Below are 17,361 nucleotides of genomic sequence, written 5' to 3'. Positions count from 1 at the left end.
GGGACTTGCGTGAGGTGGGGGTGGGGGGTTCGAAGGGGCGCGCGGTTGCGCGGCGCCAGCCGTTGCCGGGCCGTGACGCCTTCTCCGTACGTCACGGGCCGGCAACGGCAGCCGAGCCGGGCCGGCCGGAAGCCTGGGGGGGTTGGGTCTCCGGCCGGACCGGTTGAGGGCGTTCGGGCACAGCCCCTGGGGGGAAGCGACCGTGCCGACGCCGCTGAGCGGAGCGGTGATCGAGGAGGCCGGGAAGCGGTCGATGCCGCTCGGCGGATCCGGCGCCACGGATCCGGTGGAAACCAGGGAGAGTTGTAGACCTGATCAAGCGTCAACGTCAAGGCTGATCACGGAAGTTGAGCAACTGATCAAGGAAATGCATGGTCGGAACACAACTGACGCGAATTCAACACCCTTTTTTCACAACTGTCTTGACCCTGAAAAGTAACCGCCGGTAACTTTCGCCTTGGCTACTGCTGCGTAACGAGAAAGCCCTTGCGCCCGCCGGGAGTTGCGAGGAGGCGTGCGTGGCAGCCGCTGTCCGCGCCAGGACAACGTGCCGCTGAAGCCCAACCCGCGTGACTAATGCATGGGAGCAGACATGGCCTCGTCCCCGGACGTTCCGTCCGCCGACAACACGCCAGAGAACCCGGGAAGCGGTTCTCTTTCCGACACACCAGAGACCACCGGGGCCACCGGAGGGGTACAGAGACGGGGACGGGTCCGGGCACGCCGGGCCGCGGTGATGGCCGTGCCGGCCACGCTGGCCGCCGCCGGTCTCGCGATCTTCACCGCGCAGGGGGTGCTCGGAGTGCAGTTCGCCATCTCCGGCATGCCGTTCGTGGTCAAGGCCGACCGGCTCGACGGCACCGGTTTCGAGCAGTTCGGCAGCCTCGACAACATGATCGACAACAGCCCCAACGCCGGTGACACCGGCGGCCAGGAGCTGGTCGTCACGTCGGTGGTGAAGAACGGCACGATCACCAACATGTGCCAGAGCGTCGACCTCGGCGGCATCCAGCTCCTGCTCAAGGCGGGCGGAGGCGCCAGGCCGGTGTCCGTGTCGAACCTGTCGATCGACTCCGACGACATCAAGGGCGACGCCACCTTCAACAACATCGAGATCGGCCGCGACGCCAGCACCTTCGACAAGGCCGGCGTCCAGGGCCCCAGGGGCGTCTACGGTCAGCAGGCCGACAGCGTCGTCATCGAGAACCTCTACCAGCACAACTACGCCGCCACCGCGGCCGTGTTCAAGCTTCCCAACCTGCACATGTCGTTCAGCACCGACGGCTGCCCCTGATGGACGGCACGGGGACACGGCGAGAGCGCTTCCGGCTCTGGCGAGGGCGACGGCCCTTCCTGGGAGGCGTGCTGCTCGTACTGGGCGGCGCCGAGATCCTGGTGACCATGAAGGCACCCCTTCCGGTCATCCTGCACATCGGCATGCAGGGCTTGGCGGGTTACCTGCTGCCGTCCCTGATGGTGGTCTGCGGCCTGCTGATCGTCTTCAACCCGGCCCAGCGCCTCTTCTACTCCGTCCTCGGCATCCTGCTCTCCCTGGGGACGTGGCTCACCTCGAACATCGGCGGTTTCGTGATCGGCCTGCTCCTGGGGGCCGTCGGCAGCTGCATCACCTTCGGCTGGCTGCCGGACCAGGAGCCGCGGGTGAGCCGGCGGCAGCGGCGCAAGGCCGCGCGGGCGACCGCGCAGGGGTTCGGAGACGGTGCGGGAGAGCCGGCCTGACCTTTCGGAGGAGGCGGACCGATGTACTCGGTCCGCCTCCTTCGTGCGTCCGGGGTGCTTTTCGGAGCACCCCGCTCACCCGAACAGGTGACTTGGGAACTTCTTTGCCGTTCTTGCCAGTTCATCGGACAGCTGGAGGGCGTGGTGCCGTCCGGGTGTGAGGGACGAGTGCGGTGAAGGAGCGGCGGGGTCATGGTGTTCAAGCGGCTGCTGGGGGCGATCGGGGTCGGCGGACCCTCGGTGGACACGGTGCTGGACGGCGGCGCAGTGGTGCCCGGCGGAATGCTGACGGGGCGGGTGTGGCTGAAGGGCGGTTCGGCGGCGGTGGAGGTCGAGCACATCGGGCTCGACCTGCTCGCCCGTGTGGAGGCTGAGCACGAGGAGGGGGAGAGCGAGGGCGCGGTCGTCTTCGAGCGGTTCACCCTGGGCGGCGGCTTCCGGCTCGGGGCGGAGGAGGAGCGGGAGGTGCCGTTCGCCGTGCCGCTGCCGTGGGAGACGCCGGTGACCGAGCTGTACGGCCAGCCGCTGGGCATCGTGCTCGGCGTGCGCACGGAGGTCGGAGTGGCCGGCGCCCGGGACAAGGGCGATCTGGATCCGCTCGCCGTCGGGCCGCTGCCGGTCCAGGAGGCGGTCCTGGAGGCCCTCGGACAACTGGGCTTCGGTTTCCGCTCGGCGGACCTGGAGTACGGCCGGATCGGCGGCACCGGCCAGCAGTTGCCGTTCTACCAGGAGGTGGAGCTGACCCCGGCGCCGCAGTACGCGCACGCGGTCCAGGAGGTCGAGCTGACCTTCCTCGCCTCCCCCACGGGTCTGGAGGTGGTGCTGGAGGCGGACAAGCGCGGTGGGCCGTACTCCTCCGGGCAGGACGCGCTGGCCCGGTTCACGGTGCGCCACGAGGACACCCACGCCCTCGACTGGAACAGCGAGGTCGACGGCTGGATCCGCCAGTTGATCGCCCACCGCGAGTCCTACGGCACCCACGCGGCCTACGGGCACGGCGAGCACTACGGCGAGCAGTACTACGGCGAGCATCACCACGGCAGCCCGCACCACGGCGGGGACCACGACGGCCACCACCGCTCCGGACCGGGCCTGGGCACGGCGGTCGCCGCGGGTGCGGCGGGCCTCGCGGTGGGCGTGGTCGGCGGAATGGTGGCGGCCGAAGTGTGCGACGAGATCGGTGACTTCTTCGAGGGAGACGAAGAGGACGGCGGGGACGGCGGGGACGAGGACTAGGGTCCTGGGCCCCGGGGCGGCCGGGCGGGGCCGCCGCCGGCCGCCGCCTCGTCCGGTCTCCTCGCCTTCGCCCCGCGGTTCACGGCCGGAGCCCGTCGTGGCGGGCGCGTGCCGCCCGCAGGGCCAGGGCGTACAGGGCGAGGACGGCGGCGAGCAGCAGGTGGAAGGCGGGTGGCAGTCCGGTCATGCCCAGGGCCGCGCCCAGCGGGCTCGGCGGCAGCAGCAGACCGACGGCGGCGAGGGCGGCTGCGGCCCGGCCGATGGGTCCGCGGTGGCTGCCGCCGCGCAGCAGGTACATCACCAGGGCCTGGGTGAGGAGGTTCTCGGTGAACCAGGCCGAGTGGAAGACCGCCTGGTCGTCGAGGGCGTCGTGCCCGCGCAGGGCGAGCGCGAGGACGCCGAGGGTGGCGAGGTCGGCGACCGCGTTCAGCACCCCGAAACCGGTGATGAACCGCAGGAACGCAGGTGGCCGCAGCGCGGTCGGCCGACGCAGCGCCGCGGGTCGCGGGCGGTCGTGGGCGAAGGCCAGCTGGGCGGCGTCGAAGCAGAGGTTCTGGGCGAGCACCTGGGCCGGGAGCATCGGCAGGAAGGGCAGCAGCAGGCCGGCGGAGAGCATCGCGATGACGTTGCCGAGGTTGGAGGAGAGCGTGACCCGTAGATAGGAGGCGATGTTGGCGCTGCTGTGCCGGCCGGCGGTGACGGCGTGCCCGATCGCGCCGAGGTCCTTCTCGGCGAGCACCACGTCGGCGGTCTCACGGGCGAGGTCCACGGCGGTACGGGGGGCGATGCCGACGTCGGCGGCGCGCAGGGCGGCGACGTCGTTGACCCCGTCGCCGAGGAACCCGACGGTGTGCCCGGCGGCGCGCAGACCGGCGACGACCCGGGCCTTGTCCTCGGCGGTGCAGCGGGCGACGACCGTGGCGTCCAGGTCGAGGGGATCGCCGGCCACGACCACCCGGCCGGGGTCCAGGCCGAGTTCCCGGCAGACCCGGGCCGCCGTCGCCGGATGGTCGCCGGTGAGCACGCGGACGGTCATACCGAGGCCGGTGAGGGTGCGCAGGGCCTCGGCGGCGCCGGGGGCGAGCGTGTCGCGGAAGGTGACCAGTCCCCGGAAGGTGAGGCCGTGCGCGTCGGCGGCGGGGTACGCGCGGCCGCGGGCGGCAGGGGTCCCCCCGCGCGAGCGCGGCCCGGCGCCGGGGAGTTCGGTGGTGGCGACGGCCAGGACGCGCAGCCCGGTGGCGGCCTCGCGGGCGGCGAGGGCGAGGAGGCGCTCGCGTTCGGCGGGGTCCAGGGCGCAGCGGTCCAGTACGGCCTCGGCGGCGCCCTTGGTGATGAGGAGAGGGCTGCCCGGCAGGCCGGTGACGACGGCGGTGGCGGTGCGCCGCTCGGGGTCGAAGGGCACGGCGCCGATGCCGTCGTACTCCTCCCCCACCGGTCCGGCCGCCGTGAGCAGGGCCTCGTCGAGGGCGTCGGGGGCGGGGAGTTCGGCGAGCTGGAGGGTCCACCAGGCGCCGACGGCCGCCCAGCGCAGTACCTCGGGGTCCTCCTCGCCGTCCGGTCCGAGCGCGCGTTCGACGACGGGCCGGTCCTGGGTGAGCGTGCCGGTCTTGTCCAGGCAGAGCACGTCGGCGGCGCCCAGGTCGTGCAGCGCGGGCAGCCGCCGTACGACGACCCGGTGGGCTCGGGCGAGCAGCGCGGCGCCCCGGGCCAGACAGGTGGTGACGACCACCGGGAGCATCTCGGGGGTGAGGCCGACGGCGACCGCGACCGCGAAGGGCAGCGTCTCCAGACCACGTCCGCGCAGACCGGCGTTGGCCATGAGGACCAGGGGCGGGGTGAGCAGCATGAACCGGATCAGCACCCAGGAGATCCCGTGCACGGACCGGTCGAAGGCGCTCGCCTCCCGCCGTCCCCCGGCGGCGCCCCGGGCGGCGGCGAACCGGGTCCGCTCCCCCGTCGCCACGACCACCGCCGTGGCACTGCCGGAGGCGACGCCGCTGCCCTGGAAACAGAGGTGGGGCTCGTCGAAGGGGCCGGGACCGGCGGGCCGGGGCACGTCGAGGGCGGCCTTGGCGACGGGCGCCGACTCACCGGTGAGCACGGCCTGGTGCACCGTCAGCCCCCGGGCGCGCAGCAGTCGTACGTCGGCGGGCACCAGGTCGCCCGGGCCGAGCCGTACGACGTCGCCGGGGACCAGGTCGGCGACCGCGACCTCGCGGGTCCGCGGCTCCACGTCCGGGCCGGCGCGGCGCAGCACAGTGGCGGTGCCCGCGACGAGTTGGCGCAGGGCCGCCAGCGAGCGGTCGGCGCGGTGCTCGCCGGCGGCCCGCAGGGCGGCGCTGACCGCGACCAGGGCGAGGATCACGACGGCCGTGCCCCAGGAGGCGACGAGGGCCGAGGCCAGGCCGAGGACGAGCAGCACCGCGGTGAACGGGTCGCGCAGGGCACGCACGCAGCGCGGTGGCCGGCGGGCGGTGCCCGGGCGGGGCGGGGTGTTCTCGCCGGCCTCGGCGAGCCGGGCCGCGGCCTCGGCCTCGGTGAGCCCGCGCGGTCCCGTGTCCAGTCGGCGCAGCACCTGCAGGGAGGTGGCGGCCTCGTCCTCAGAGGCCATGGAGCCGGCGGGGTGCCGGGACGTCGGCGGCGGTGGTGCGGGCGGTGAGGCGGCCGACGAGCAGCTGTGCCACGTCGACGACGTCCGGGTCGTCCACGAGGTACACCTGGCGACGGCCCTCCCGGCGGGAGCGCACCAGACCGGCGAGCTTCAGCTTGGTGAGGTGCTGGCTGACGGCGGGCAGCGCGCCGCCGACCCGCTCGGCGAGGCCGGTGACGTCGCTCTCGCCCTGGGCCAGCGCCCAGACGATGTGCAGCCGGGCGGGCGAGGCGAGCAGCCCGAAGGCGGCGGCCGCTTCCGTGAGCACGTCCGCACCCGGGTCGTCGTCGCCTCTGCCGGGCTCTGTCGCCACCGTTGCCGTCCTCCTGTCCACCGCGTCGAGGAACCAGTTTAGGACGCGGGAACTTATCGTCGGCCGGGTCAGTTTCTACGGTGTTGTAGAAGTTGCTCTGCCGGCAAGCAAGCCCCTTGTCGTCTACCGAGGAGTGAATGCGCATGGCCCTGTGGGACCGCATCAAGGATTCCGCGACGCAGATGCAGACCCAGCTCGTGGCGAAGAAGAACGACCTGAAGAGCGGTGCGTTCCGCGACGCGAGCATGGCGATGTGCGCGCTCGTGGCGGCCGCCGACGGCACCATCGATCCGGCGGAGCGGCAGCGGGTGGCCCAGCTCATCGCCACCAACGAGGTGTTGCAGAACTTCCCGACGGACGACCTGCGCCGTCGTTTCGAGGAGAACCTGAACAAGCTGACCACCGACTTCGCCTTCGGCAAGGTGAGCGTGCTCCAGGAGGTCGCCAAGGCGAAGAAGAAGCCGGCCGAGGCGCGTGCCGTCATCCAGATCGGCATCGTGATCGGCGGCGCGGACGGCGACTTCGACAAGACGGAGCAGGCCGTGGTGCGCGAGGCGTGCTACACGCTCGACCTGCCGCCGCACGAGTTCGACCTCTGACCGGCGCCGCCGGCAGGGGATCCGCTCACTGCCGTCGGCTCGCGGCCCGGCCCCGTGCGGGCCGGGCCGCGGCCCGGCCCGGGTCGGCGACGGCCCCGGCGTACCGGACGGGTCCGGGTGTCCGAGGCCGTCGCCGCCGGGGCGACCCGAAGGGTCAGCTGAGGCCGGCCTTCTTCAGCCAGGCCTTGGCGACGTCCAGCGGGTCCTTGTTGTCCGACTGCACCTGGGTGTCCAGGTCCAGCAGGGTCGCCGTGTCCAGCTTGGCGGAGACGGCGTTGAGGGCGTCGACGGCCGTCTGGTTCAGGGCGCTCTTGTAGACCAGGGGCTGGACGTTCTCGAAACCGAAGAGGTTCTCCGGGTCCTGCAGGACGACGAACTTCTCCTTGGTGATGGTCGGGTCCGTGCTGAAGATGTCCGCGGCCTGTACCGCGTTCTTCGTGAGGGCGGCCTCCGTCAGCGCGCCGCCCGCGTCGAGCGCCTTGAAGGACTTGAACTCCAGGCCGTACACGGACTTCAGGCCGACCAGGCCCTGCTGCCGGGTCTGGAACTCCGGCGAGGCGCCGATGACCAGGTCCTTGGCGATGTCCTTGAGGTCGGCTATGGAGGACTTCGCGGTGAGGTTGTACTTGGCGGCGGTCGCCGCGTTGAGGGTCACCGTGTCCTTGTCCTGCGCGTCCGCCGGGTTCAGCAGCGTCAGCTTGGAGTCCAGCTTGGCCTCGATGGCCTTGGTCGTCTCGTCGATCGTCTTCGGAGCGGCCTTGGGGTCGAGGTAGGCGAGCAGGGCGCCGTTGTACTCGGGCAGGACCGAGATCGATCCGTTCTTGAGCAGACCGTAGGTGGTCTCGCGACTGCCGATGTTGGGCTTGTAAGTGACCTTGACACCCTTGGCCTTGAGCGCTTCGCCGTAGATGTCCGCGATCAGGGTGCTCTCGGCGAAGTTGTTGGAGCCGACGACGACGGTGTCGCCGCTCGCCTTGCTGTCCGACAGCGGGTCGGACTTGCTGCCGCTGGAGGAGGAACAGCCCGCCAGCAGGGCCGTCGTCGCGGCGAGCGCGACGGCCGCCGCACCTCGGTATGTCCGGATTGACCTGCTGGGAAGGGTGTTGGAAGTCACGGTTGCCGTTCCGGGAGCTGAGGGAAGGGTGGGGGTGTTGCGAACCACTCCACACGATCCAATCCAGCCCCTTCTCGGTCAGTCAAGTGTCTCCGGGTCACCGATTGGCTTCGATCCGTGGCCAGTTGTGGATGGAGAGCGGTCTCTTTGTAACGGATTCTTGATAAAGAGCAAGCGGAACGGCGCTTCAAGGACGCTGTAGTCTCACCGCAGTTGATATCGGTCACAGCGGTGCACGGGGCCCGCTACTCGGTGTCGTTCCGCAACAGCTCGGGGTGAAGACGCCCCCATCGACCAGACACCCTGATGAAGGAGGCCCGGTGTCCACGAACCAGGTGGACGCGCCCGTCCGTCCCACCCCGCAGCGGGGCGGGATCCGGGGATTCGCCGACCGTTGGCCCTTCCGGCGCAAGCTCAACCTGCTGGTCGGAGTACCGCTCGCCGTCATCGCCGTACTGCTGGCGTATGTCTTCACCGACCTGCTGGACCAGTCCACCAGCGCGGACTCCGCGGCGCAGCTGGTCCGGGACAGCACCCAGGTGGCGCGGCTCGTGGACACGGTGGAGGCGGAACACCAGCAGGCGATCCTGCTCTCCGCGCGGTACGAGTCCGGGAACGCCAGGCCCTCGCCGCGCGCCTACCAGGCCGCCCAGGACGCCGTGGACTCCCAGGTCAAGAAGGTCCGTCAGACCTTCGGCGACCGGCTGCCGGGCACCGAGGCGGACGCCCTCCGGCAGGTCGAGGGCCTGTCCAGCCTGCGCGACTCCGTCGAGCAGGCGTACCTGCCGGCCGACAACATCGACCCGGCCTACTCCAACGCGTCCAACGACCTGATCGACGGCCTCGGGCTGGACCGCAACACCAACCTCGCCTCGACCTTCACCGGCAACCTGCTGGACTCCCTGCTGCGCGCGGACGCCGCCCACGGCGCCTTCGAGACCAACGTGCTGGCTGCGACCACCGGGGACACCAACGCGCTGATCGAGTTCACCAACGCGGTCGGCGCCTACGACCTCTACCAGCACCAGGCCGACCGGTTCGGCCGGTTCGCCTCCGACGGGCAGGCCGAGCAGCTCGCCGGTCTCGAACACACCAAGGCGCAGGGCAGGATCGCCCAGTCCTTCGCCGAGCTGCAGATCGACCCGACCAAGCTGGTGTCGGGCAGCACGGACCAGATCCAGCGGGCGGTCAAGGACGCGCTGAGCGACTACCCCGCCTACCTCGACCAGGCCGCCGCCCGGCTGGCCATCACCACCTCGCTCATCGGCCAGATCGCCGACCGCGCCGACGCCGCCGCCGACTCCGCCCGCTGGCACGCGATCTGGCTGCTGACCGGCGCGCTGCTCGGCTTCGTCCTGTGGCTCGCCCTGTCGGTGCTGGTGCGCCGCTCGGTGATCCGCCCCGTGCAGGCCCTGACCGGGGTGGCGCACGAGGTCGCCGAGGTGGCGGGCCGCGAACTCGCCCGGGTCGCCGACGACGACGCCGAGGACGCCGGCCCGCCCCGGCTGCGGGACATGCCGGTCACCGCCCGGGACGAGATCGGCGACCTGGCCGAGGCGTTCAACCAGGTGCAGACCACGGCCGCGGCGCTGCTGGAACGCCAGGTGCTCAGCCGCCGCAACACCGCCGAGATGTTCGGCAACGTCGGCCGCCGCGTCAGCAACCTGACCACCCGCCAGCTGGCCTTCATCGACGCGGTGGAGCGGGCCGAGACCGACCCGGCGCTCCTGGAACGCCTCTACTCCATCGACCACATCGCCGTCCGTCTGCGCCGCAACGCCGACAGCCTGATGCTGCTGGCCGGCATCCGCGAGACCGTGCTGGCCGCCGGGCCCACCCCGGTGTCCAACGTCGTGCGGGCCGCGCTCGGCCAGATCGAGGGGTACCAGCGGGTACGGCTGTACGCCGGCACGGACGCCGTGATCGAGCCGGACATCATCGGCGACCTCACCCTGATGGTGGCCGAACTCCTGGAGAACGCGGTGTCGTTCTCACCTGCGGGCAGCCCGGTCGAGGTGACCGTGCGGGCCGGCGACGCCGGTGCGCACATCGTGGTCACCGACCACGGTCTCGGCATGAGCGCCGAGCGGCTGGCCGAGGAGAACCAGCGGCTGATCCGCCGTGAGCGCCTCGACCTGGTGCCGACCAAGGTGCTCGGCCTGTTCGTGGTGGGTGCGCTGGCCCGGCGCTGGGAGATCGGTGTCGAGCTGACCCGGACCCCGGGTGGTGGCGTCACCGCCGAAGTGACCCTGCCCGCACGCCTGCTGCTCACGATGAGCGCGGTGGCCGACACCGCCGGCAGCCCGCTCACCGTGGAGCCGACGGCACCGACCGAGCCGACCGGACCGACCCCGGCCGCCTCGGTGCCGGCCGGCCCGGCCCCGGCGCGCACCGGCGCGGCCACGCCGAGCTGGGCCACCGGCCCGGCGCAGGCCGCCGCGGAGTCCGAGGGCCCGCTCCCCCGCCGGGTGCCGCGCCGCGAGCCGGCCGCCGACGCCGGGACGGCCCCGCAGATCCCGGCCGCGCGCTCCGGCGAGCCCCCGGCCGACACCGCCGACGGCAGCCGCCCCCTGCGCCGCCGGGTACGCGGCGCCACCCTGCGGACCACCGTCGGCGCCGCCCAGGCCCTCTCCCAGCCGCCGCGCACCCGTGACGCCGAGGCCGAGCGGGCCGCCCTCGACGAGTTCGAGGCGGCGGTGGAGCGCGCCCGGCGCGACAGCGACACCGGCAGTCACGAGCGGCCCGCGCCGCACCCCCGAACGAATCCGCCGCACGACCAGATCCACCTTCCGGAAGGAGCCGAGCAGTGAGCACGTCGACAGGTGACACCCCGACGGGCGGCGTCACGCCGACCGACCTGCAGGCGGCCGCAGCCGACTTCACCTGGCTGCTGAACCGCTTCGCGACCGAGACCGCAGGCGTGGTCGACGCGATCGCCGTGTCCTCCGACGGCCTGTTGATCGCCGTCTCGGAACTGCGTGAGCGCGCCCATTCCGAGCGGCTGGCCGCGATCGTCTCCGGCATCACCAGCCTGGCCGCCGGCGCCTCCGGCAACTACGGGCTGGGCGGCCTCAACAAGGTCATCATCGACCTGGAGGGCGGCCATGTCATCGTCTCCGCGATCGGCAACGGCGCCGTGCTCGGCGTGGTGGCCGACAACGAGGCCAAGCTCGGCAACATCGCCTACGAGATGACGTTGTTCGCCAACCGCGCCGGTGCGGCCCTCAGTCCCCAGCTCGTCCTGGAGCTGAAGAACAGCGTCGGCGTCCCACAGACGCGCTGACCGGGATCTGAGGTAGAGATCCGGTCGAGAGAGGAAGACACAGCCATGGCGGACGGCTCACCGCCCCCGGGCGGCGACCCGGTCGGCCCCGCCCCCGCCGTACGGCCGTTCCTGGTCACCGCCGGCCGGGTGGCGGACAGCGCCTCCGGACCGGCGATGCCCGTCGAGACCCAGGTGGTGGCCACCGCCGCCGGGCTCGCCGTGCTGGACCGGCTCTCCTTCGAGCAGCACGACATCATCGCGGCGTGCCGGCTTCCGCAGTCGCTCGCGGAACTGGCGGCCCGGCTGCGGCTGCATCTGAACGTGGTCCGGGTGCTGGCCGAAGATCTGCGCGAGGCCGGGCAACTGACGGTCCACGTGCCCGACTTCGAGGCCACCCACGACTCGTCCGTCCTGCGCAGGGTTATCGATGGCCTGCGGGCCATCCCCGACTCCCGAGGGGTACTCCGTGACACCGACTGACTCGCTGACCCGGGGCGCCGGGCGTACGGCCGTCCGGCCGCCGCTGCCGGTGAAAATGGTCATCGCGGGCGGTTTCGGCGTGGGCAAGACCACCGCCGTCGGCTCGATCTCGGAGATCGAGCCGCTGACCACCGAGGCGTCGATCACCGAGGTCGCGGCGGGTGTGGACGACCTCTCGCACACCCCGCACAAGACGACCACGACCGTGGCGATGGACTTCGGCTGCATCACCATCGACCCGACGCTGAAGCTGTACCTGTTCGGCACCCCCGGGCAGGAACGGTTCGGCTTCATGTGGGACGACATCGTGGAGGGCGCGCTCGGCGGGCTCGTCATCGTTGACACGCGTCGCCTGGACGACTGCTACGCGGCGGTCGACTACTTCGAGCACAAGGGGATACCGTTCGCCGTCGCGATCAACGCGTTCGACGGGCAGGTGGAGCACACGCTGGACGAGGTGCGCTGGGCGCTGGACGTGGCGGAGGGGACTCCGCTGGTCGTCTTCGACGCGCGTGAACGGGGTTCGGTGCGCGATGCGCTGCTCGTCGTGCTGGAGCTGGCGTTGGCGCGGAGTGGGGGGTAGTTCGGTGGGCGGGGAACTGCGGGCCGTGTGTGGCTGGTCGCGCAGTTCCCCGCGCCCCTCCGGGGCGCTAACTCCGCCGTACGCCGGGAGACACCGTCAGTCTCTGTACCGCCCAGAAGATGCCCAGCGTCGCCAGGGCCATCGCGGCCACCAGGGTGGCGCCGCCCACCACCTTCTCGTAGTTCTTCTGGTAGAGGCCGTCGATGATGTAGCGGCCCAGGCCGCCGAGGCTGATGTAGGCCGCGATCGTCGCCGTGGAGACGATCTGGATGGCCGCCGAGCGCAGGCCGCTGAGGATCAGGGGCAGCGCCACCGGGAGTTCGACCTGGAAGAGGATGCGCGGCTCGGTCATGCCCATGCCCCGGGCGGCGTCCACCGGGGACGGGTCGACGGAGCGGAGCGCCTCGTACGTCGTGACCAGGATCGGCGGTACCGCGAGGATCACCAGCGGGATCATCACCGGCAGCATGCCGAAGCCCAGCCAGATGAACATCAGGACCAGCAGGCCGAAGCTGGGCAGCGCGCGGCCGGCCGTGGCGATGAGGGCGAGGGTGTTGCCGCCGCGGCCGTAGTGGCCGGTGACCAGGCCGACGGGCAGGCCGATCAGGGCCGCGTAGGCGAGCGCCTCCAGGGAGTACTGGATGTGCTCCCACACCCGCGTGGGGATGCCGTCGTAGCCGTGCCAGTGCGAACTGTCGCTGAAGAAGGCGTGGATGAAGTTGAGGACGTTCACCGGGTGCTCTCCTTCGGCATCCAGGGCGTCAGCACGCGGCGGACGAGGACGAGGAGCGCGTCGGCCAGGATCGCCAGCACGGCCGTCGTCACCACGGAGTTCACCGCCAGCTCGGGACGGTGGTAGGTGTTCGCGTCGTTGAGCAGGTTGCCGAGGGCACCCTGGTTGCCGATCAGCATGCCGACGCTGACCAGGGAGATGCTGGAGACGGTGGCGACGCGCAGGCCCGCGATGATGGCGGGGACCGCGATCGGCAACTGGACCTGGAAGTAACGGCGGACGGGCCCGAGACCCATCGCGGTGGCGGCGGCGAGGGTCTCCTGCGGGACCGAGCGGACGCCGTCCACGATGGCCGGCACGAGGACCACCAGGCTGTACACCGCGAGCGGGATCATCACCGTGGTCTCGGTCTGGCCGGTGTAGTCGATGAGGATCACGAAGAAGGCCAGCGAGGGGATGGCGTACAGGATCGTGGTCACACCCAGCACCGGCGGGTACAGCCAGCGGAAGCGCACGCAGAGCTGGGCGATGGGCAGGGACACCAGCAGACCGGCCAGGACCGGGAGGAGGGCCTCGCGCAGGTGCAGGCCGATCAGCCCGAAGTAGGTGTTCTGGAGGTCGCTGGGGATGTCGAAGAAGCCGCTCATCCCCCGGCCCTCGCGTCGTCGCGGCCCTCGGCGTGGGCGGTGCGGATCGCGGCGCCGATGACCTGCTGGGAGACGACGCCGACCGCGCGTCCCTCACCGTCCACCGCCACGGCCCAGCCGGTCGGCGAGAGCACCGAGCCGTCGAGCGCGGCGCGCAGCGAGTCCCGGCCGGGCACGAAGGGCCGTCCGTACGGCAGCAGGTGTGCCGGGTCGATCGAGCCGGCGGTGAGGTCGCCCGGTTCGCCCCAGCCGAGCGGCCTGCCGTCCAGGTCCGTCACGAGGAGGTAGGGGGCGTCGGCCGCGGCGCGGGCGCCGAGCCGGGCGGCGTCGGCGTCGATCGCGACGATCGGGGCGCGCTGCAACTCCAGCCCGGCGGACGGGAAGAAGGACAGCCGGCGGATGCCCCGGTCGGCACCGAGGAAGTCCTCCACGAAGGCGTCGGCGGGGTCGGTGAGCAGTTCGGCGGGGGGCGCGTACTGGGCGAGGTGACCGCCGGTGCGCATCACGGCGACCATGGTGCCGAGCTTGATCGCCTCGTCGATGTCATGGGTGACGAAGACGATGGTCTTTCCCAACTCGTCCTGGATGCGCAGCAGTTCGTCCTGAAGCCCCTTGCGGACCACGGGGTCGACGGCGGAGAACGGTTCGTCCATCAGGAGCACGGGCGGGTCGGCGGCGAGTGCCCGGGCCACGCCGACGCGCTGCTGCTGGCCGCCGGAGAGCTGGTACGGGTAGCGCTTGGCGAGCGCCGAGTCCAGACCCACCCGCTCCATCAGCTCGGCCGCCCGGGCACGTGCCCGCTGCTTGGTCCAGCCGAGCAGCCGGGGCACGGTGGCGATGTTGTCGATGATGGTGCGGTGCTGGAAGAGACCGGCGTTCTGGATGACGTAACCCATGGTCCGGCGCAGGGTGTTGACGGGCTGCGCGTGGATGTCGGCGCCGTCGAGGAGGATACGGCCCTCGCTGGGCTCCACCATCCGGTTGATCATGCGCAGGGTCGTCGTCTTGCCGCAGCCCGAGGGTCCGACGAAGACGGTGATCGAGCGGTCCGGTATGTCCAGGGAGAGCCGGTCCACGGCGACCGTTCCGTCCGGGTACCGCTTGGTGACTGAATCTATCCGTATCAAAGCGCCGAATACCCTTCGGGTTTGGCAGATAATGCCCGATTTTCGACCACGGTCGCCGTGGCACAGGCCGTTGCCGACAGAGTTTAGACCGCCAGTGTTTCAGGACTTTGGCGACTGACTGGTTGTCTTCAGTCTGTGATCTGCCGCCCGCCGTCAGCCGCGCCGGATCGTGGCGAGGGCGCGCCAGCGGGCCCGGGTCGCGTCCTCGCCGTCCACCCAGCGCGCCCTGCCGCAGGGCGACGCAGGCGGGTCGAGTCCGGCCATGAAGCAGACGAGGTCGGTGTAGTAGGCGTAGTCCGGGCCGGGGCTGAGGTCCCGCAGTCGGGCCACGGCCGCCTGCGTCCCGGCCCGGTCGTCCAGGACCGCGTGGTGGAAGCCGAGGGCGAGTTCCAGGGTGAGCCGGGCGGCGGTGATGCCGGCGACCGCGGCCTCGGCACGCAGCACGTCGGCGCGGTCGGGCACCTCGGCGCCCGGGGTTCCGGCGTCCCGGACGAGGGCGGCGATGCGGGCGGTGAGCCGGGTGGCCCGCAGGTCGAGTCCGGCGAGCAACTGCTGGGCCAGGTCGAGTTCGTCCGCGGCGGCGGCCGGGTCGGCGAAGGCCAGCACGAAGGCCCGCTGGGTCTGGGCGGTGGCGCGTTCGCCGGCCACGGCGTGCCGCTCGGCCTCGTCGCGGGCCGACGCGTACGCCTCGGCGGCCCGGGCCATGTCGCCCTGCACCCACCAGACGTCACCGAGCACCCGGTGGTGGCGCCCGGCCCAGCCCAGGGTGGCGGCGGTGCTCAGGGCCGTCGGGAAGTCCCCGGCCAGCCGGGCCAGATGGGCGAGCCCCCGGCGGGCCGCCGGGGCGAGCCGCCCGCCGCCCTCGGCGACGGCCCGCATCCCGCTGCGCGACTCCTGCGAACGGCCCAGGTCACGCTCGGCCTTGGCCCGGTAGTACACGGCCATGTCCCGCAACTCCGGGGGCAGCAGCCCCGAGTCGATGACCACGGTGAGCCGGGCGACGGTGCGTTCCCGGTGTTCGTGCTGGCGGCGGGCGAGTGCGCTGAGGGTCTCCACCAGGGCGTCGGCCGCCGTGTGCAGCGGGGCCGTCGGGTCCCCGGCCGGAGCGGGTGGAGCGAGCGGTTCCCACACGGAGTCCCCGACATAGCTCCAGGCCGCGTCGGCGAGCCAGCCGAGGCCGAGACCGAAGTCGCGGGCGAGGCGCAGTCCCTGCCGCAGGCAGTCGACGAGCCGCCCGCGGTCGCCTTCGGGAGCGGTGGCCCAGCATTCCCCGACCGCGTCGAACGCCCGCACCGCGGCATGTTGCCAGTCACCCGCCGACCAGCGGTCGTCCGCCTGGTCGTTGGCCGTCCGGATGGTCGAACGGATGACTCCGTGCAGGTGGTAGGGCCAGACGGCGTGCGGGTCCGACAGGACGAACGGCCGCTCGACCAGGCGCAGGGCGGCGGCCTCGTAGGTCATCCCGGCGGCCCTGGAGGCCAGCGGTACGTCGAAGTGGTCGAGCAACGACACCGAGCGCAGCACATGACGTTCGTCCGGCGTGAGGTCGGTGAGCGTGCGGCTGATGAGGGCCGGGAACGCGACGTCGAAGTCGGCGGGGACGGGTTCGCGCCCGGTGCGCCGGATGGCCAGGAAGCGCTGGACGGCCAGGTCGAGGTGGAGCGGCAGGCCGTGCGACCGGTCGACCATCACCGCCCTGACCTCCGGCGCGATGACCGGACGGCCGTCCCGGGTCAGGCGCCGGGCCAGGTAGTCGTCGCAGTCCTCGGGCGAGAAGTCCCCGACGAGGATCTGCCGGGACGGCCCCCGCGCCGGCCCGCTGGGCGCGGCGAGGCCCGGCCAGGCCGCCGGTCCGGTCCAGTCGAGCTGACCGTGCAGGGCGTCCTCGGCCCACTGGAGCCGGCTGCGGCCGGTGATGACGAAGAGGGCGTTGGGCATCAGCCAGACCACCCGTTGCAGCAGCCGCTCCAGATCACGGTGGACTCGGTCGCCGACGTCCTCGAAGGTGTCGAGCAGGACCACCGGCAGCACGGCCCGCCCTGCCGGGAGCCGGGCGATCTCCCAGGCCAGCAGGTGCGCGTAGTAGGAGAGGGCGTCCAGATCGGGCTCGGCCTCAAGGAGGTCGGCGAGCCGCGCGCAACCGGCCAGCGCGCGTACGGCGGTGCGGTGGTCGCGCAGGGCGCGGATCAGCGCGCCGGTGACCTGTCCGACGACCGCGCCGACCGTGCCGGGCAGCAGCAGGGCCTGGGCGATGTCGGTGAGGGCCGACTGCATCTGGTCCGGCACGGCCCGCCCGAAGCGCCGGCCGAGGCCGCCGCGCCGCAGGAACTCCTCCAGCGGCTCGCCCGGGTGGACGTGGTCCCAGTACCGGCGCAGCGCCAGGTCGAAGGCGGGCAGCGGGCGGCCGAGTTCGGCGAGGGCCAGCCGGAGGATGAGGATCACCCGTTCGAAGTCCGTGCCGGCCGAACGGGCGAGATCGATCCGGACGGGAAGGACCCGGCCGCTCACCCGGAGGGGCTCACCCCACTGGGTGGGCCGGTGCTCCGCGTGGGCGAGGGCGGCCTCCACCTTCCGCGACAGCGTCGACTTCCCTATGCCGCCGATGCCGTGGAAGACGAGGACGTTGTTCCGCGGCGCCTCCAGGTCCTCCACGTCGAAGCCGGGCGCGGCGACGGCTCGCGCCTGCTCGGCCAGGGCGGCGGTGACGGCCGCCCACTGCTCCTGACGGTTGGTGAAGTGCTCCTCGACCTGGATTCCCCGATCGTTCGAACCGAACAGCGCACGAAGATCCCGCCCGCCCACGACACCCCCCGGATATACCAGGATCGTATGCGCTCGGCGATTGGGCGCCCATAGCGGAACCAGCCATTCCGAATG

General features: G+C 72.0%; 15 protein-coding genes. 8 read left to right on the top strand and 7 right to left on the bottom strand.

Going from position 1 to position 17,361, the window contains the following annotated elements; translation table 11 throughout:
• Positions 1–592 precede the first annotated feature (592 nt).
• The 3 genes from AB0G52_RS02165 (at position 593) to AB0G52_RS02155 (ending at position 2,973) form a co-directional block, all read left to right on the top strand.
• On the top strand, positions 593–1,294 hold the full coding sequence (locus AB0G52_RS02165; protein ID WP_132890090.1) for a DUF6230 family protein: 702 nt from the start codon (positions 593–595) through the stop codon (positions 1,292–1,294).
• Positions 1,294–1,737: a DUF6114 domain-containing protein gene (locus AB0G52_RS02160; RefSeq protein WP_132890091.1), complete on the top strand. Its 444-nt coding sequence runs from the start codon at positions 1,294–1,296 to the stop codon at positions 1,735–1,737. Before AB0G52_RS02165 ends, AB0G52_RS02160 begins: the two co-directional genes overlap by 1 nt.
• 192 nt (positions 1,738–1,929) lie before the next feature.
• Positions 1,930–2,973: a sporulation protein gene (locus tag AB0G52_RS02155; protein ID WP_361332841.1), complete on the top strand. Its 1,044-nt coding sequence runs from the start codon at positions 1,930–1,932 to the stop codon at positions 2,971–2,973.
• 79 nt (positions 2,974–3,052) lie between these two features.
• Here AB0G52_RS02155 and AB0G52_RS02150 read toward each other — a convergent pair whose 3' ends face one another.
• Together AB0G52_RS02150 and AB0G52_RS02145 are read right to left on the bottom strand one after the other, a co-directional pair.
• On the bottom strand, positions 3,053–5,584 hold the full coding sequence (locus AB0G52_RS02150) for an HAD-IC family P-type ATPase (protein WP_361332838.1): 2,532 nt from the start codon (positions 5,582–5,584) through the stop codon (positions 3,053–3,055).
• Positions 5,574–5,936, bottom strand: coding sequence for a metalloregulator ArsR/SmtB family transcription factor (locus tag AB0G52_RS02145; protein ID WP_132890094.1), 363 nt, complete (start codon positions 5,934–5,936; stop codon positions 5,574–5,576). The genes AB0G52_RS02150 and AB0G52_RS02145 overlap by 11 nt, the downstream gene beginning before the upstream one ends.
• A gap of 143 nt (positions 5,937–6,079) precedes the next feature.
• Here AB0G52_RS02145 and AB0G52_RS02140 point away from each other — a divergent pair, with 143 nt between their 5' ends.
• Entirely contained in the window at positions 6,080–6,535 is a 456-nt protein-coding gene (locus tag AB0G52_RS02140) for a TerB family tellurite resistance protein (protein WP_361332835.1), read from the top strand.
• Between the two features lie 154 nt (positions 6,536–6,689).
• Here AB0G52_RS02140 and AB0G52_RS02135 read toward each other — a convergent pair whose 3' ends face one another.
• Positions 6,690–7,649 carry an ABC transporter substrate-binding protein gene (locus AB0G52_RS02135; RefSeq protein WP_132890096.1) on the bottom strand — a complete coding sequence of 320 codons (960 nt, stop codon included), beginning with the start codon at positions 7,647–7,649 and terminating at the stop codon, positions 6,690–6,692.
• Positions 7,650–7,969: 320 nt separating this feature from the next.
• On the opposite strand from AB0G52_RS02135, the gene AB0G52_RS02130 reads away from it, so the two are divergent.
• The 4 genes from AB0G52_RS02130 to AB0G52_RS02115 are packed head-to-tail and all read left to right on the top strand — an operon-like array spanning position 7,970 to position 11,977.
• Positions 7,970–10,459, top strand: coding sequence for an ATP-binding protein (locus AB0G52_RS02130; RefSeq protein WP_361332832.1), 2,490 nt, complete (start codon positions 7,970–7,972; stop codon positions 10,457–10,459).
• On the top strand, positions 10,456–10,932 hold the full coding sequence (locus AB0G52_RS02125; protein WP_132890098.1) for a roadblock/LC7 domain-containing protein: 477 nt from the start codon (positions 10,456–10,458) through the stop codon (positions 10,930–10,932). Before AB0G52_RS02130 ends, AB0G52_RS02125 begins: the two co-directional genes overlap by 4 nt.
• A gap of 45 nt (positions 10,933–10,977) precedes the next feature.
• Entirely contained in the window at positions 10,978–11,394 is a 417-nt protein-coding gene (locus tag AB0G52_RS02120) for a DUF742 domain-containing protein (protein ID WP_132890099.1), read from the top strand.
• Positions 11,381–11,977 (top strand): ATP/GTP-binding protein, encoded by a 597-nt coding sequence (locus AB0G52_RS02115; protein WP_132890100.1) that lies wholly within the window; start codon positions 11,381–11,383, stop codon positions 11,975–11,977. The genes AB0G52_RS02120 and AB0G52_RS02115 overlap by 14 nt, the downstream gene beginning before the upstream one ends.
• Before the next feature lie 67 nt (positions 11,978–12,044).
• Here the strand turns inward: AB0G52_RS02115 and AB0G52_RS02110 are convergent, their stop codons facing one another.
• The 4 genes from AB0G52_RS02110 to AB0G52_RS02095 all read right to left on the bottom strand — a co-directional run bounded on the left by AB0G52_RS02110 (position 12,045) and on the right by AB0G52_RS02095 (position 17,286).
• Complete coding sequence (locus tag AB0G52_RS02110) at positions 12,045–12,710, bottom strand: ABC transporter permease (protein WP_132890101.1); 666 nt, start codon at positions 12,708–12,710, stop codon at positions 12,045–12,047.
• Positions 12,707–13,357, bottom strand: a complete 651-nt coding sequence (locus tag AB0G52_RS02105) for an ABC transporter permease (RefSeq protein ID WP_132890102.1) — start codon at positions 13,355–13,357, stop codon at positions 12,707–12,709. The genes AB0G52_RS02110 and AB0G52_RS02105 overlap by 4 nt, the downstream gene beginning before the upstream one ends.
• Entirely contained in the window at positions 13,354–14,484 is a 1,131-nt protein-coding gene (locus AB0G52_RS02100) for an ABC transporter ATP-binding protein (RefSeq protein WP_361332827.1), read from the bottom strand. Before AB0G52_RS02100 ends, AB0G52_RS02105 begins: the two co-directional genes overlap by 4 nt.
• Positions 14,485–14,637: 153 nt before the next feature.
• Complete coding sequence (locus AB0G52_RS02095) at positions 14,638–17,286, bottom strand: ATP/GTP-binding protein (protein ID WP_165939413.1); 2,649 nt, start codon at positions 17,284–17,286, stop codon at positions 14,638–14,640.
• Positions 17,287–17,361 lie beyond the last annotated feature (75 nt).

The organism is Streptomyces sp. NPDC021562 (genome assembly GCF_040640875.1).
In the GTDB taxonomy this organism is placed as follows: domain Bacteria; phylum Actinomycetota; class Actinomycetes; order Streptomycetales; family Streptomycetaceae; genus Streptomyces.
The sequence above is the reverse complement of the archived record's forward strand: the minus strand, read 5'-3'. Positions and strand labels throughout refer to the sequence as shown.

Coding starts and splice junctions, on each gene's coding strand:
- AB0G52_RS02105 (WP_132890102.1), bottom strand. CDS start 13,357: ATGAGCGGCTTCTTCGACATCCCCAGCGACCTCCAGAACACCTACTTC.
- AB0G52_RS02160 (WP_132890091.1), top strand. CDS start 1,294: ATGGACGGCACGGGGACACGGCGAGAGCGCTTCCGGCTCTGGCGAGGG.
- AB0G52_RS02165 (WP_132890090.1), top strand. CDS start 593: ATGGCCTCGTCCCCGGACGTTCCGTCCGCCGACAACACGCCAGAGAAC.
- AB0G52_RS02140 (WP_361332835.1), top strand. CDS start 6,080: ATGGCCCTGTGGGACCGCATCAAGGATTCCGCGACGCAGATGCAGACC.
- AB0G52_RS02150 (WP_361332838.1), bottom strand. CDS start 5,584: ATGGCCTCTGAGGACGAGGCCGCCACCTCCCTGCAGGTGCTGCGCCGA.
- AB0G52_RS02120 (WP_132890099.1), top strand. CDS start 10,978: ATGGCGGACGGCTCACCGCCCCCGGGCGGCGACCCGGTCGGCCCCGCC.
- AB0G52_RS02155 (WP_361332841.1), top strand. CDS start 1,930: ATGGTGTTCAAGCGGCTGCTGGGGGCGATCGGGGTCGGCGGACCCTCG.